Source organism: Mesorhizobium sp. M0815, assembly GCF_040319995.1.
Taxonomy (GTDB): Bacteria; Pseudomonadota; Alphaproteobacteria; order Rhizobiales; family Rhizobiaceae; genus Mesorhizobium.
On record NZ_JAMYOU010000010.1, the window covers coordinates 109753 to 124286 of the forward strand.

The following is a 14534-nucleotide window of genomic DNA, read 5'->3' on the forward strand; positions in this document are numbered from 1 at the left end:
TGTCAGGCTCCGTTGACGAGATCGCCGACCGCTTGGCGAAGCGCTGCGATCCCGCTGTTGAAATGACGTGTCGGATGGATCCGGTTGGTGAGCAAGGTCCACGCTCTGCTTTTGTCGAAGTCGACCCAAAGCCCGGTGCCGGTGAAGCCGGTATGCCCGATGGTTTCGGGGCTGCACAGCCGGCCGCCGGACCAGCCTTCGTAGGGTCGCTCCCAGCCATGGGTGCGGGTTGCCGACAAGGGCGTGCGCATCAGCGCTATCGAGCGCTGCGACGCGCCGGTCCCGTCCAGCAGCCCTCGCGCAAAGTCGAGGACCGAAGCTGCCGTTCCGAACAGCCCGGCGTGACCGGCCCCTTGCAATGCCGAGCAATTGTCGTCGTGGACCTCGCCTGACAGCACGCGATGGCGCCATGTGCAATCTTCTGTGGCCGCCGCTTGACCCGGTTCGGCGGAGAACGCGAAGCCCGGACCGGGATCCATGTCGCGAATGGTCTTGCCGGACAGGCGCTCCAGGACGAAGCCGAGCAGAATGAAGTTGATATCGGAATAGACCGGCTCCCCGACCTGCCACTCGCGCTGCAAGACAAAGGCGCGCAACAGCTCGGGGTCACGCCCATAGGTGTAGATCGGCGCGACGGCGGGAAACGGTGTCTGATGGCCGAGGCACTGGCGAAACGTCACCGTCCGCTCCCAGGCCTTTTCGTCATATTGGCGAAGATCGGTCAGGACCGAAATCAGCGGCGCGTCGAGGTCGATGACCCCCTCTTCCGCCAGCGCCAAAATGCGCGGTGTGGTGAAGATGATTTTTGTCAGGGATGCCAGATCGAACCATGTCCCGACATGCATCGGCCTTATCTTCGGCACGACTTGGGCTGAGCCGATTGCCCGGACGATGCGTTCGCCGTCCCGGTCGACCATGCCGAGCACGCCGCCCGGAATGCGCGCCGCAGCCACTGCCGCTTCGAGAGGGGCGAATGCGCGGGAGAAGAGATCGGGATCGATCAATTGCGGCGTCCGTCTGAAAGGCAGCGAGGGAGCTGTCCGTCTGCCTCTGCATGCTTTCGGGCGACAATCATCACACTTCCACCCGTACTCTATGATCCGGCCCGAACTGCTGCCATTTTGCCGGGCCCGGCTCAAATCCCAGCGGACGCACGAGCGAGGGAACCTGGCGCGTGTCCAGCTCGAAACGTTCATGCCGCCGGTCTATGGTGGGAACGGCCGCGATAAGCTGTTTGGTATAGGAGTGCTTCGGCTCCGAGAGCACCAATCTGGCATCGCCGATCTCGACGATCTGGCCGGCATAGATGACCGCGATGCGATGGGCGATCCGCTCGACCACAGCCATGTCATGCGAGATGAACAGATAGGCCAGCCCGAATTCACTCTGCAGCTCGATCAAAAGCTCCAGCACTCTGGCCTGCACCGATACGTCGAGCGCCGAAACCGCTTCGTCGAGGACGACAACGGAGGGATTGAGCATCAGCGCACGGGCAATGCACAGCCGTTGGCGTTGGCCGCCGGAGAATTCGTGCGGATAACGCTGCAGGCTGTTTTCCGGCAGGCCGACGCGGTTCAGCAGCGCGGCCATTTTCGCTCGCGTCTCAGCAGTTATCCGCCCGCCCGTGGCGATCACCGGTTCCGCAAGAATGCTTTCGATGGCGAGCCTGGGATTAAGCGAGCCATAGGGATTCTGGAACACCATCTGCACGGGAAGGGCGCTCTGCCCGGCGGCGGCCTTGCGCGTGCTGGCCAAGATTGTGCCGCGCGTCGAGCGCACCAGCCCCAGAATCGCACGGGCGGCGGTGGATTTTCCGGAACCGCTCTCGCCGACGACGGCCAATGTTTCGCCCGGCATCAAGTCGAAATCCACACCGTCCACCGCATGCACGGCACCGCTGGCGCGGCTGAAAAAGCCACCCTTGACGGGAAATCGCACCACGAGGCCATCGACCTTCAGCGCCGGCTCGGTAGCTTTTTGCTTTTCGCGTTGCATGTCTTTGCGTGTCGCACTGCCGCCGGCGAAATGCGGCACCGCATGAAGCAGATGCCGCGTATAGGGATGCTGCGGATCGTCCAATATCTGGTTCAGCGCGCCTTGCTCGACAGCTTCTCCGCTTTGCATCACCATCACCTTGTCGGCGATACCTGCAACCAAGCCGATATCGTGGGTGATGAAGATCATCGACATCCCGGTTTCCTGCTTCAACTCGGCGAGCAACGCCATGATCTGCGCCTGCACCGTAACATCCAGCGCCGTCGTTGGCTCGTCGGCAATGAGCAGGCGCGGGTTGCAGGCGAGCGCCATGGCGATCATCACCCGCTGCAGCATGCCGCCCGAAAGCTGGTTGGGCGTGTATTTCAGCCGCCGTGCTGCGTCGGGAATGCGCACACGGTCGAGCGCGTCCTTGGCCGCCGCCGTCGCTTGCCGGCCGGTCAGGCCGCGATGCAGGCGAAACGACTCCTCGATCTGCCTGCCGATGGTCAGCACCGGATTGAGCGAGGTCATCGGCTCCTGGAAGATCATGCCGATTTCGCCGCCGCGGATCTTCGTCAGCTGCGGCTCGGCCGCGGCGGTCAGGTCGAACATGCTGCCGTCGGCCCGCTTCAGCTTGATCGAGCCCGCGGTGATGCGGCCGCCGCCATAATCGACAAGGCGATTGATCGAGAGCGCCGTCACCGATTTGCCCGAGCCGCTTTCGCCGACGATGGCCAGCGTTTCGCCGTCAGCGAGATCGAAGCTGACGCCGCGCACGACCTCATTGGCTGACGGCTTTCGGCCGAAGCCGACGCGCAAACCGCTGACGGACAGCAGCGGGATCATGCGATCGATCTCCGCGTCTTCGGGTCGAGCACATCGCGCAACGCATCGCCGAGCAGGTTGAAACCGAGAATGCTGATCATGATCGCCACCCCCGGGAAGATCATCAACCAGGGAGCTGTCTCCATCAGGTTGCGGCTGTCGCTCAGCATCAGGCCGAGCGACGCGGCGGGCGGCTGCGTGCCGAGCCCGAGGAAGCTCAAGCCGGCTTCGGTGAGCAGTGCCCAGGCCAGCGCCAGCGTCACCTGAACGGTCAACGGCGCGACCAGATTGAGCAGCAGATGCCGTGTCACGATGTAGCTCGAGCTGCTGCCGAACGTGCGGGCCGCGTCGACGAACTCACGCGCCTTGAGCGACAGAGCCGGGCCGCGCACCACGCGCGTGAAGATCGGCGTGTAGACGATGGCAATGGCGACGACACTGGTCCAGGTTCCCGGTCCCGCAACCGCGACGATCAGCAGCGCCAGCAGGATCGCCGGGAATGCCAGCAGCACATCCATGATGCGCATCACCAGGCCGTCCCAGCGGCGCCCGAACCAGGCTGCCGCCAGCCCGAGCACGGTGCCGGCCAGTGTCGCGAAGGCGACCGAAAAGAAGGCCACGAGGAAGGACTGGCCGATCCCGGTCATCAGCCGGCTTGCGACATCGCGGCCGAACAGGTCCGTGCCCATCCAGTAAGTGCTGTCAGGCGCATGCAGCCGCTCGACCCGGTGCTGCGTCAGCGGATTGTCCGGCGTCAGCCCCAGCATGCCAAGTACGGCAAGCAGCAGATAAAGCGCAACGATGGCACCGCCGATGCGGCCGCTGGTGTGCGCAAGTATGGCCCGCAATGTCGCCATCAGTGCTCGCTTAGCCGAATACGCGGGTCGAGCGCGACATAGGCGAGGTCGACGAGGAGATTGACGATCATGAAGTTGAAGGCGATGAACAGCACGCTTCCCTGCACCAGCGCATAGTCGCGCTGCAGGATGGCGTCCAGCACCATGCGGCCGAGACCGGGCAGCGCATAGATCTGCTCGACGATGACTGCCCCGCCCAGGAGATAGCCGAACTCTATGCCGCTCAGCGTCACGACCGGGATGAGCGCATTGGGCAAAGCATGCCGCCAGATGACGCCGCGCGCCGAGACGCCCTTGCTGCGCGCGGTCCTGACGTAATCGTCGCTCAGCACGTCGAGCATCGCCGAACGCGATATACGGGTGACCGACGCCGCGAAGGCGAAACCGAGCGTGACGGCCGGCAGCAACAGCTGGCTGAGATTGCGCAGCGGATCCCGCCACAGCGGCGAAAACTCGCCCATCGCCGGCAAAACGCCAAACCCCGCCGACAGCGTGTAGATGATCAGCAGTGCAAGGACGAAGTTCGGCGTCGATTGTCCGATCATTGCGACAACGCGCACGCCGAGATCGGAAAGCTTCTCATTGTGGGTGGCGGCAAAGATCCCGGCCGGCATGCCGACGACAAGGGCGATGATCATCGACAGCAGCGCAAGCTCCAGCGTCAGCGGGAAGCGTTCGAGGATGACGCCGAGCACCGGCCTGCCATAGGTGGACGAAATGCCGAGATTGCCTTGGAAAAGACCAAGCAGCCAGCGCCAGTACTGGATGAACCAGGGCTGGTCGATGCCGAAATAGGCCGCAAGCGCGTCGCGCTGAGGAGGCGTCAGCAGGCCGGCTTCGGTTCCCAGCATTGCCGTGATCGAATCGCCCGGAACCATCCGGATCGCCAGGAACACCACGATGGACACGCCAAGCAGGACGAGAGGGAAGGTCGCCAGTCGCCGCATCAGATAGTTCACGCGAAGAATATCCTCTCGTCCGGCATCGAAGCAGCTACTGGATCGTCACCTTGGCGAGGCTGAACAGCGAACCTGTCGGCACCGGTTCGAATCCCGCGATATTCTTCTGCTGGGCCGTGTAGCTGTAGGACGTGTAGAGCCATATCCAGGGCGACATCTCAGTGATGTGCTTCTCGAAGTCGGCGAAGATCGCTTTGCGTGCTGCCGGGTCGGTCTCGGTGCGGCCCTTCTGCATAAGGCCGTCCAGCGTATCGTCGATATAGTTCGCCACCTTCTGCAGATTGCCGGTCTTGGTCCAGTAGCGGTTGTACATAGTGTAGGGATCAGCCCTGCCGCCGTTCAGCGCGACGGCCATGTCGAAATCGCCCTTCAGCCAGGCATCGACATAGACGTTGAGCTCCATCATCTTGATATCGAGCTTGACGCCGATTTCGGCGAGCTGCGACTGGATGACCTGGGCTTCCGCCGCTGCTGTCGGCGGCTCGCCGGTGGCGCCGATCACGGTCGCCGAAAAGCCGTCGGGAAAGCCGGCTTCAGTCATCAGTTGCTTGGCCTTCTCGACGTCGCGCTTGTAGCAGAACAACTGGCTCGGATCGGTCGCCAGCGCCGGGATGGTCAGCGGGCCGGTGACCTTGCCTTCGCCGAGCGAGGCGGTGTCCAGCACTTCCTGCCGGTCGATGGCGCAGGATATCGCCTGACGCACCTTGAGTTCGGTCATCGGCTTGCGGGACGGATTGAGCTGCAGCACGTGGTAGGCAAGCACCGGCACGCGGTTCAACTGCAGGCTGGCTTCCTTGGGCACCAGCGTGGCGACAAGTGGATCGTTGAGCAGGGCGAAGTCGATCTGCTTGGTGCGCATCGCCGCCAGGATCGCCGTTTCGTCCGGCAGCACGCTGATCTCGATGCCGTCGACACCGGTCGCGCCGCCCGCCCAATCCTTGTTGGCGACAAGCACTTCCTTGGAATTAGGATCCCACTTTTCGAGCTTGAACGGACCCGAGCCGACCGTCGTCGTGCCGATCGAGCCGGCCGTGATTTCGCTTGCCGGGACGATCGCGGCATTGACGTCGCTCATCGCCGTCAGGATCGGCACATCCGGCTGCGAGAGGTGGAACACGACGGTGGCTGGATCGGGCGTGTCGATGCTGGCGATCGAGAGAAAGTTGGCGCGGGCGGCCGCACCGGTCTTCTCGTCGAGTATGCGCTCGAAGGATGCCTTGACGTCGGCCGAGGTCACGGCGGCGCCGTTCTGGAATTTTGCTTTCGGATTGAGCCTGAAGCTCAGCTCCTTGCCGTCCGCCGAGAACTGCCAGGAGTCGGCAATCGCGGGCGTGATCTGCAGATTGGCGTCGAGCCGTACCAGCGGTTCATAGATCAGCTCCAGCAACCGCAGCGAGGAGAATGCCGTCTGCTTGTGCGGATCAAGACCGGTGGCGTCCTGCGACCAGGCCATGTGCAGCGTCGCCGCACTCGCCTGCACCGGTGCCGCGGCAATGGCCAGCATTGCCGCAAGCGTCATCCCGGAAAGCAGTTTCTTGCCAATGTGCCGTACCATTGTCGTCTCCCATTATTGTTAAACCTGATGCCTTGCAGTTCCCCGGACCGCTTCAAAGGGACACACGCCCCGGAACATCGGCCCAGCATCCATGCGGTCTTACACCGTCTTTTCGCCTATCGCCTTGCGCAGGAAACCTCCCGCATTGGCAAGCGCCTTACGTGCTTCTTCGACGCCCATGCCGGTGATCGTCACCAGGATTGCCAGTTTTACGTCATTGCCGGTCTGGTCGAGTGCCTGTCGTGCCTGCTGCGCCGCGCAGCCGGTCGTCTGCATCACGATCCTGACCGCCCTGGCGATCAGCTTCTTGTTGCTTGGATTGAGGTCAACCATCAGGTTCTGATAGCTCTTGCCGATGCGGATCATGCTGGCGGTCGACAGCATGTTGAGCACCAGCTTTTGCGCGGTTCCCGATTTCAGTCGGGTCGAGCCGGTGAGGACCTCCGGTCCAACCACCGGAGAGATGGCAATATCGGCAATTCCGGCAATGGTCGATCGCGGATTGCAGGACAGCGCCACGGTGGTGGCTCCCACCTGCTTGGCATAGGTCAAGCCGCCGATGACATAGGGTGTGCGTCCGCTGACAGCGATGCCGACGACCACGTCGCCGGCGGTCAGCTTGATGTCCTGCAGCGCCTTTATTCCCTGCTTCGGATCGTCCTCCGCGCCTTCCGCGGAGTGCACCAGCGCGTCGACGCCGCCGGCGATCAGGCCCATCACCATGTCCTCGGGCACGCCGAAGGTCGGCGGACATTCCGAGGCGTCGAGGACGCCAAGCCGGCCGCTCGTGCCCGCGCCCATATAGACAAGGCGTGCACCTTTCTGGAACGCGCTCACGATCCGGTCCACGGCCGCAGCAATGTCGGGAATGACCTTCTCGACGGCTGCCGCAACGCCTTTGTCCTCGTCATTGATCTTGCGCAGCACCTCGAGGGTCGGCAACAGATCGATGTCCATCGTCTTCGGATTCCGGTCCTCGGAAACCAATCGCTCCAGCTCCGACATCAACCCGTGTTCGACCACTTGCTTGCTTTCAATCTGCCGTGAGCAGGAATGTGATGCGGTGCCAGGCGACGTCCAGTGCCCGCAGCCGGCGACCGGCAACTTGCTTCTGCTTGGTTAACTTTTTAGAATTCGATATTCCTCGTGTCAACGGATTCTAGGAATATAATATTCCTTCAGGCAGGAGCACTATCGCTGACACAGGGATTTCCTAGCCAGGATTATGGCTCCCGAAACCGCATCGCCATCGGCCGGCTTCAGACGTCGGCGGACGTCGGGAGCGAGCCATGGCTCTAGCGGGCTGGACAGACCGCCGAGCAGCGTAACCCGCGGCGCGCCCTTTTCGAACAGCACCCGCACGAACGTGTCGACCTGCTCGGCAGCACCTTGCACGATGCGCCGTCCGGCCGGATCGCCCTGGTCGGCGTGGCGGATCACCATCGGCGCCAAGGCGGCATAGTCGGTCGCGCTGGCGCGGTCCATCCAGGCCACCGCCTCGAACGGATCGTCCCTGAAGCGCTGCATCACCTCGGTCAGCAGCGCCGTCCGCTCATGCCGGCCGTCATGGGCACGCAAGGCAAGCTGCACTGCCTTTAGTCCGAGATCGGCGCCGCTGCCCTCGTCGGAAATCGGAAAACCGTAGCCGCCGACGCGCAGGTCGCGCCCTTCGACAAAGCCGAGCCCGATCGAACCGGTCCCGGCTATGACGATGGCGCCGTCTTGACCCGAATGAGCGCCAAGGCAAGCCGCGACGCCGTCGCTGACGAAGTCGATGCTCGCAAAGCGATGTTCGATGCCACGAAACGCCTCGAGCGCACCCTTGCGGCCGATGCCGGCAAGACCGATGCCGGCGCGGATCCTGGCGATTTCCACCGCCGCGAACCCTGCCTCTTCGATCGCCGCGCCAAAGGCTTTGGCAATCGAGGCCCAGGCCGCCTCTATACCGAGCCGCGTTGTCGCCGGGCCCGACAGGCCTTGCCCGAGCACAGTTCCTGCCTCGTCTTCGATACGCGCCCGGCAGCCGGTTCCGCCGCCATCGACGCCCAGGAAATAATGCGGAGACACCGCGCCGGCACTCATCCACTTATCCGCTCGATCTGGGCGCCACACAGGCGGAGCTTGCGGTCCAACTGCTCATAGCCACGGTCGAGGTGGTACACCCGGTTGATCGTTGTCTCGCCTTCGGACACCAGCGCCGCCAGCACCAGCGAGACGGAGGCGCGCAGGTCGGTCGCCATCACTTGCGCGCCCTTCAGCTTCTCGCCTCCGCGCACCAGCGCCATGGTGCCTTGCAGCTTGATATTGGCGCCGAGCCGCATCAGTTCGGGCACATGCATGAAACGGTTCTCGAAGATCGTCTCGCGCAACAGCGAAGCGCCCTCGGCACAGCACATTAACGCCATGAACTGCGCCTGAAGATCGGTCGGAAAGCCCGGATAGGGCTCCGTCGTCACGTCGACCGCCTCGAGTGGCCCGTCTCTCGACACGATCAGCCCGCGGTCGCCCGGCCATATTTTCACACCGGCTGCTTCGAGCAGCTGGACGACGGATGCCATGTGCTCGAGCCGCGCGTGGGTCAGCTCGAGCTGACCGCCGGTGATAGCCGCTGCGACGGCATAGGTGCCGGCCTCTATCCGGTCCGGGATGATGTCGTGCGTGGCGGCGCGCCAGTCTGTGCTGCCCGCGATCAGGATGCGGTGCGTGCCGGCGCCCTCGATCCGCGCGCCCATGGCGTTCAGGCAGGCGGCAAGATCGGCCACCTCCGGCTCGCGGGCCGCGTTGAGGATCTCGGTCTCGCCGTGTGCAGTCGTCGCCGCCATCATCGCAGTTTCGGTCGCGCCGACCGACGGCGAGCTCAAAACGATGCGCGCGCCTTTCAGTCCGCCCGGCGCAGACGCGACGATCAGCCCGTTTTCGATGGCAATGTCGGCGCCAAGTGCCGCAAGCGCGGCGACATGCATGTCGACCGGCCGTGCGCCGATCGCGCATCCGCCAGGCAGCGAGACCCGGGCATGGCCGAAGCGGGCAAGCAGCGGACCGAGAACCAGCACCGTCGCGCGCATGCGCCTGACTGTGTCGTAGCTTGTCTCCCTGGAGACGGCAGCACTGGCATCGATTGTGGCGGCATGCGCCGATCTGGTGACTTCAGCCCCATGAAGCCCGACGACGCCAAGCATGTTGTCGACATCGGTCACCTCAGGCAGGTTGGTCAGCTGCAGCGGGTGGGGGCTGAGCAAAGCTGCCGCTATTTGCGGCAAGGCCGCGTTCTTGGCGCCGGAGATCGTCACCGCGCCCTCAAGCCTGTGCCCGCCGACGATCCGCAATCTATCCATGGCTCTGACCTAATCCAAGGTGTCGGCGAGTCTACGCGCTTGCAGGCGATCTTTCATGTCCGAATTCCCGTGCATGTCCGAATCGTTGGTGTGGGCGAAAGGCTAGGCCGAAACCGCACGGGTCGAGATTTGATAGATCATTCTTGGCTGTCAATCAGGAACGGAATAATTTATTCCTTGGCTTGGCATTGTCGATGACTGGCAACAGGGGAACGCATGTCCGTCCTGAAGAAGATCGAGGCCAAGCTCGAAGTCATGGCGCCCGGCGACCGCGAGATTGGTCGGTATATCGTCGATAAACCCGACCAGATGCTCCGTCTGTCGACGGCGGCGCTTGCCGCCGAGATCGGCCGCAGCCAGTCGAGCGTCGTCAAGTTCAGCCAGAAGCTCGGCTATTCCAGCTATCAGGAGCTTAAGCTCGCCGTCAGTGAGGCCAAGTCGCAGGAATGGCACGTGCCGGCCGGCATGATCCACGGTTCGATCGAGGTCGGCGACAGCTATCTCGTCATCTTGCGCAAGCTGATCGGCAGCAAGCTCTTGTCGATGCAGCAGACCGTCGCGGCCAACACCGAGCAGGAAATCGGCAAGGCCCTCGAAGCCTTGAACGGTGCGCGCCGCATTCATTTGGCCGGCGTCGGCGCATCCTCGCTGGTGGCGCGCGATTTTTCCTACAAGCTGATGAAGCTCGGCCGCAACGTGCTGCACGACAGCGACAGCCATGTGCAAATGGCCAATGTCTCGACGCTTGGACGAGGCGACGTGCTGTTCGCGCTCTCCTATTCCGGGGCGAGCATCGAAACCCTGCGGATAGCCGAACTGGCTCGCAAACGTGGCACCACCGTGATCGCCGTCACTGGACTTCGCGACAATCCGCTGAGCCGCGTTGCCGACATTCGCCTCCACACGATCGCCGATGAAGAGCGCGCGCGCTCTTCGTCGATAACCGCGCGCGACGCACAACTGACGCTCACCGACCTGCTGTTCATCCTGCTCGTGCAGAAGCAGCCTGACGCCAACGAATACGTCCACAACAGCGAACTGGCCGTCTCGGTACTGAAGGCTTAGTCGTTGGACGCATCTCACCCGCTCTCCTTGAGCCGCGCGTCTATTAGCGGCCCAGAAGGTTGCGCTCGACTGTCTTGAGATGGGCGAGCATCGCCTGGTTGGCGCTTTCCGGGTCGCGGCGCAGCAATGCGTCCAATATTGTCTGATGCTCGTCGCAATAAACGCGCCTGCGCTCCTCCGAGAATGAGCGCTTTTTCATTTCGAACCACGGCGATTGGTTGCGGATCGTGCGCATGAGATTGTGAATCTCTTTCAGGAAGTCATTGCGGCAGCAGGCGAAGACGCAGTGATGGAACTCGGCGTCCCAATGCTCGAAGTCCGGCATGTCCTCGGCAGCGCATGCGGTCTGATGCGCTTCGCGAACCGCGTTTAGTTCCGCCATGCTGGCATTTGTGGCGGCGAAGGCCGCCGCCGCTGGCTCCAGCAACTGCCTGATCTCCATCATGTCGGCGGGGCTGGTGCCTTCCATCCGCGTGACCGTCGCCGCGATGGAATCGGGATTGGTCGCAGTCAGAAAAGTGCCGCGCCCGACATGCCGGACAACCGTTCCGTCCTCCTCCAGGAAGCCGACGGCACGACGCACCGTATTGCGCGCCACGCCGAACTCGGCCGCAAGGTCGCGCTCGGGCGGCATCCGCCCGTCCTGAAGCCACTCGCCGGCCGAAATCCGTTTTTTCAGCACAGTGGCGATGTCGTTGGCGACGAGCTTGGGCATTTGTTGAGAGCTTTTAATCTGATCCAATGTTGAACCAATACTATCAGCCGGCGCCCTGCCGGTCCAGTACCTGATGAGGTCAAGGCCCGATTTACCGCGACAAGTGACGAAAACCCTCTTGCAGCCTAAACCAATCGGCGATAGCGTGTAACGAAAGAGCTTATATTGGCTCATAAAAGGTTCAGGGAGGAACGAATGAAGGTCGCGACGTTTTCGATTGCAGGCGAACGTCGCGTCGGCGTTGTCGATGTCGACAATCAGTCGGTCGCCCCCTTCGATATCCCTGTTGACCAGGCGCTGTCTGGCGTGCTGGCGCTGTTGCGGCGCAACGGCGCCGGGATGCCGCGCACGCTGTCGCCGGTTCCGCTGGCGCAGGTCGAGCTCGAGGCGCCGATACCTTTGCCTGCCCGCAACATCTTTTGCGTCGGCAAGAATTATTATGAACACGCCCACGAGTTTGCCCGCAGCGGCTTCGATTCGAGCGCCGGTGCCGGCGCCATTCCGCAACATCCGATCATTTTCTCGAAGGTCCCCGAATCGGTCGTTGCAACACATTCGAACGTGCTGATCGACCCTTCCATATCGATTGCGATCGATTATGAGGCGGAACTGGCGGTCATTATCGGCAAGGGCGGACGCGGCATTTCGAAAGCCGAGGCTTACGATCACGTCTGGGGTTATACGATTGTCAACGACGTCACTGCCCGCGACCTGCAGGGAAAATATAGCCAATGGCTAATCGGTAAGTCGCAGGATACGTTTTGCCCGATGGGGCCATGGGCGATCACCAAGGATGAGCTCGACCTGGAAAACGCTTCGGTACGTTGTTTCGTCAATGACGACCTCCGCCAGAATTCCAAAATATCGCTGCTCATCTTCGATATTCCGACGATCATATCGACGCTTTCGCAAGGCATCACCTTGAAGCCGGGCGACATCATCGCCACCGGCACGCCGGTCGGTGTCGGCATCGGCTTTGATCCGCCGAAATATCTCAAAGCCGGCGACATTGTGCGGGTCGAGATCGACGGCATCGGGACGCTGGAGAACCGGATCGTGGAGCGGGTGCAATGACGACTGTCACCGTCGGTCCGATTGTCGCGGAAGTCGCCGGCGAGGGCGAGCCGGTGGTGATGATCCACGGTCTCGGCGGAACCTCGAACATGTTCCAGCCGCAGCTGGAGGCGCTCTCGGCCTACCGTGTCATCCGCCTCGACCTGCCTGGATCCGGCCGCTCGCCGCGGCCGCTCGATCCATTGACGATCGAGGTCATGAGCGACGCCGTCATCCGCGCCATGGCGGGCATGGGCGTCACCCGGGCGCATTTCGTCGGCCACTCCATGGGCACGATCGTCTGTCAGTTGGTCGCAGCGATGCAGCCGTCGCTGGTCAGGTCGCTGGTTTTGTTCGGTGCTCTCGCCGAGCCAGCTGAGGCGACGCGGCAAGGCCTTGCCAACCGGGCGCGATTGGCGCGATCGTGCGGTATCGCCGACATTGCCGACCAGATCGTTGCCAATGCACTGTCGGCCCATACCAGGGAGACCTCGCCGGCCGCCGTCGCCTTCGTGCGCGAATCCATCACCAGGCAGGACCCGGAAGCCTATGCCCGCACCTGCGAAGCCCTGGCCAAGGCCACGGCTGTGGATACGCGCCGGATTTCAGCGCCGACCCTTTTGGTTACCGGCGACGCCGATACGATCAATCCGATGAGCGTCGGCCAGGCGCTTGCCGACAGGATAAAGGGAGCGATATTCTTGTCCCTCGATCGGTGCGGACATTGGGCCACGGTGGAGTGCCCCCGCGAAAGCAGCCAAAGGCTCGCCGATTTTTTGAGACGCGTTGATAGGTGAGGATCGGAATTCGGGCGTAAAAACAGTGCGCTCGACAGTTTGGGAGGTTTTCTGATGGCAGACGACGGCTGGAACGGAAACGGTTCGGGCAGCACGCTCTTTACCAATGTGCGCGTGCTCGATGCGACCGGCGAATACCCCTACACCGGCGAAGTGCTGGTTCAGGGCAACCGTATCAAGCAGATCACCAAGGGCTCGTCGCGTTTCGGCTCGCCGGCTGTGTCGTCCTCCTACAGCGGCTTGTCAGGCGGTGTCACAACGATCGACGGCATGGGCGCGACGCTGATGCCGGGCATGATCGACGCGCATCTGCATCTCTCCTGGAACAACGCGCCCGGCATCGACCCGATCCAGATGATGGAGGTGGAAGAGCACATGCTGGTCACCATGGAGATGGCCAAGCTGGTACTCGACGCCGGCTTCACTGCCGGCCGCGGCGCCGCAGCCGCCAAGCCGCGGCTCGACGTGGTGTGCAAGAAATTCATCAATCAGGGGCGTTTTCCCGGGCCGCGTTACCTCGCCGCCGGTCCCGAGATCACGACGGTCGGCGGCCTCGGCGATTCCGCGCCTTCGCACATTCCGCATGAAGGCCTCAATCTCGGCATCGTTGTCTCCGGTCCCGAGGAAATCCGCCGCACGGTGCGCCAGCTGATCAAATACGGTGTCGATTCCATCAAGCTCAATCTGTCCGGCGAAAGCATCACCGGCATGGGCGCCGAAGAAACGCCGATGTCGGAGGAAGAGGTCGCCATGGCCGCCTCCGAGGCGCGCTGCCGCAACAAGGTGCTGTCGGCGCATGCGCGCTCATCCGGCTCGGTCAAGCAATGTGTCCGCCACGGCATCCAGAACATCTACCACGCTTCGTTTGCCGACGAGGAAGCGCTCGACATGCTCGAGGCGGCCAAGGACAAGCATTTCGTGGCCCCCGGCATCGCCTGGCTGATCAACACCGCGCGCCATGCCGAGCAATGGGGCATCAAGCCCGGCTCGCCGCTCTCGCTCGAATATGAGCGCGAGCTCGAAATGTGCATCGAGACGATGAAAAAGATGCATCGACGCGGCATCCGCGTCTGCATCGGCGGCGACTACGGCTTTGCCTGGACGCCGCAAGGCACCAACGCCAAGGACATCCAGACCTTCGTTGAGATGCTTGGCTTTTCGCCGATGGAGGCAATCCAGGCCGGGACCAAATATGGCGGACAGATCATGGGGATGGCCGACGAGCTCGGCATGATCAAGGAAGGTTATCTCGCCGATCTGCTGTTGATCGACGGCGACCCGATATCGGACGTGCGCATCCTGCAGGACAAGAACCGCATCCTCGCCATCATGAAGGACGGCAAGTTCCACAAGGCGCCGCGCTTGAATGAGCAGCGCCGCCGGCTGACCGCATGAG

The 14534-nt window shown here is 62.8% G+C and carries 13 protein-coding genes; 4 read left to right on the forward strand and 9 right to left on the reverse strand.

Going from position 1 to position 14534, the window contains the following annotated elements; all coding sequences use genetic code 11:
- Positions 1 to 2: 2 nt before the first annotated feature.
- The 8 genes from NKI01_RS13930 to murA all read right to left on the reverse strand — a co-directional run bounded on the left by NKI01_RS13930 (position 3) and on the right by murA (position 9508).
- Complete coding sequence (locus tag NKI01_RS13930) at positions 3 to 1004, reverse strand: serine hydrolase domain-containing protein (protein ID WP_352482740.1); 1002 nt, start codon at positions 1002 to 1004, stop codon at positions 3 to 5.
- Between the two features lie 70 nt (positions 1005 to 1074).
- Positions 1075 to 2823: an ABC transporter ATP-binding protein gene (locus NKI01_RS13935; RefSeq protein WP_352493946.1), complete on the reverse strand. Its 1749-nt coding sequence runs from the start codon at positions 2821 to 2823 to the stop codon at positions 1075 to 1077.
- Positions 2820 to 3659: an ABC transporter permease gene (locus NKI01_RS13940; protein WP_023716694.1), complete on the reverse strand. Its 840-nt coding sequence runs from the start codon at positions 3657 to 3659 to the stop codon at positions 2820 to 2822. The genes NKI01_RS13935 and NKI01_RS13940 overlap by 4 nt, the downstream gene beginning before the upstream one ends.
- The gene (locus tag NKI01_RS13945) at positions 3659 to 4618 is read right to left on the reverse strand and encodes an ABC transporter permease (protein ID WP_352789786.1); all 960 of its coding nucleotides are present in this window, start codon (positions 4616 to 4618) and stop codon (positions 3659 to 3661) included. The genes NKI01_RS13940 and NKI01_RS13945 overlap by 1 nt, the downstream gene beginning before the upstream one ends.
- Positions 4619 to 4652: 34 nt before the next feature.
- Positions 4653 to 6173, reverse strand: coding sequence for an ABC transporter substrate-binding protein (locus tag NKI01_RS13950; RefSeq protein WP_352590309.1), 1521 nt, complete (start codon positions 6171 to 6173; stop codon positions 4653 to 4655).
- Positions 6174 to 6272: 99 nt separating this feature from the next.
- On the reverse strand, positions 6273 to 7178 hold the full coding sequence (murQ, locus tag NKI01_RS13955) for an N-acetylmuramic acid 6-phosphate etherase (RefSeq protein WP_502896899.1): 906 nt from the start codon (positions 7176 to 7178) through the stop codon (positions 6273 to 6275).
- A 186-nt stretch (positions 7179 to 7364) separates the two neighbouring features.
- Complete coding sequence (locus NKI01_RS13960; RefSeq protein ID WP_352789794.1) at positions 7365 to 8255, reverse strand: glucosamine kinase nucleotide-binding domain-containing protein; 891 nt, start codon at positions 8253 to 8255, stop codon at positions 7365 to 7367.
- A complete protein-coding gene (gene murA / locus NKI01_RS13965) occupies positions 8252 to 9508 on the reverse strand; it encodes a UDP-N-acetylglucosamine 1-carboxyvinyltransferase (protein ID WP_352547495.1) in 1257 nt (418 codons plus the stop codon). Before murA ends, NKI01_RS13960 begins: the two co-directional genes overlap by 4 nt.
- A 216-nt stretch (positions 9509 to 9724) precedes the next feature.
- Here murA and NKI01_RS13970 point away from each other — a divergent pair, with 216 nt between their 5' ends.
- The gene (locus tag NKI01_RS13970; RefSeq protein WP_352850491.1) at positions 9725 to 10573 is read left to right on the forward strand and encodes a MurR/RpiR family transcriptional regulator; all 849 of its coding nucleotides are present in this window, start codon (positions 9725 to 9727) and stop codon (positions 10571 to 10573) included.
- Between the two features lie 43 nt (positions 10574 to 10616).
- Here NKI01_RS13970 and NKI01_RS13975 read toward each other — a convergent pair whose 3' ends face one another.
- A complete protein-coding gene (locus NKI01_RS13975) occupies positions 10617 to 11462 on the reverse strand; it encodes a FadR/GntR family transcriptional regulator (RefSeq protein WP_245278491.1) in 846 nt (281 codons plus the stop codon).
- Between the two features lie 21 nt (positions 11463 to 11483).
- On the opposite strand from NKI01_RS13975, the gene NKI01_RS13980 reads away from it, so the two are divergent.
- From NKI01_RS13980 to NKI01_RS13990, 3 genes are read left to right on the forward strand one after another with little or no spacing between them, the layout of a single operon-like run.
- The gene (locus NKI01_RS13980) at positions 11484 to 12362 is read left to right on the forward strand and encodes a fumarylacetoacetate hydrolase family protein (protein ID WP_023716702.1); all 879 of its coding nucleotides are present in this window, start codon (positions 11484 to 11486) and stop codon (positions 12360 to 12362) included.
- The gene (locus NKI01_RS13985) at positions 12359 to 13138 is read left to right on the forward strand and encodes an alpha/beta fold hydrolase (RefSeq protein ID WP_352963569.1); all 780 of its coding nucleotides are present in this window, start codon (positions 12359 to 12361) and stop codon (positions 13136 to 13138) included. The genes NKI01_RS13980 and NKI01_RS13985 overlap by 4 nt, the downstream gene beginning before the upstream one ends.
- Positions 13139 to 13192: 54 nt before the next feature.
- On the forward strand, positions 13193 to 14533 hold the full coding sequence (locus tag NKI01_RS13990; RefSeq protein ID WP_023716704.1) for a metal-dependent hydrolase family protein: 1341 nt from the start codon (positions 13193 to 13195) through the stop codon (positions 14531 to 14533).
- The last annotated feature ends 1 nt before the right edge of the window (position 14534 follow it).

Excerpts from the sequence above, each read along its gene's own strand:
- NKI01_RS13935 (WP_352493946.1), bottom strand. The coding sequence starts at position 2,823 with ATGATCCCGCTGCTGTCCGTCAGCGGTTTGCGCGTCGGCTTCGGCCGA.
- NKI01_RS13940 (WP_023716694.1), bottom strand. The coding sequence starts at position 3,659 with ATGGCGACATTGCGGGCCATACTTGCGCACACCAGCGGCCGCATCGGC.
- NKI01_RS13950 (WP_352590309.1), bottom strand. The coding sequence starts at position 6,173 with ATGGTACGGCACATTGGCAAGAAACTGCTTTCCGGGATGACGCTTGCG.
- murQ (WP_502896899.1), bottom strand. The coding sequence starts at position 7,178 with ATGTCGGAGCTGGAGCGATTGGTTTCCGAGGACCGGAATCCGAAGACG.
- NKI01_RS13960 (WP_352789794.1), bottom strand. The coding sequence starts at position 8,255 with ATGAGTGCCGGCGCGGTGTCTCCGCATTATTTCCTGGGCGTCGATGGC.
- murA (WP_352547495.1), bottom strand. The coding sequence starts at position 9,508 with ATGGATAGATTGCGGATCGTCGGCGGGCACAGGCTTGAGGGCGCGGTG.
- NKI01_RS13970 (WP_352850491.1), top strand. The coding sequence starts at position 9,725 with ATGTCCGTCCTGAAGAAGATCGAGGCCAAGCTCGAAGTCATGGCGCCC.
- NKI01_RS13975 (WP_245278491.1), bottom strand. The coding sequence starts at position 11,462 with ATGAGCCAATATAAGCTCTTTCGTTACACGCTATCGCCGATTGGTTTA.
- NKI01_RS13980 (WP_023716702.1), top strand. The coding sequence starts at position 11,484 with ATGAAGGTCGCGACGTTTTCGATTGCAGGCGAACGTCGCGTCGGCGTT.
- NKI01_RS13985 (WP_352963569.1), top strand. The coding sequence starts at position 12,359 with ATGACGACTGTCACCGTCGGTCCGATTGTCGCGGAAGTCGCCGGCGAG.
- NKI01_RS13990 (WP_023716704.1), top strand. The coding sequence starts at position 13,193 with ATGGCAGACGACGGCTGGAACGGAAACGGTTCGGGCAGCACGCTCTTT.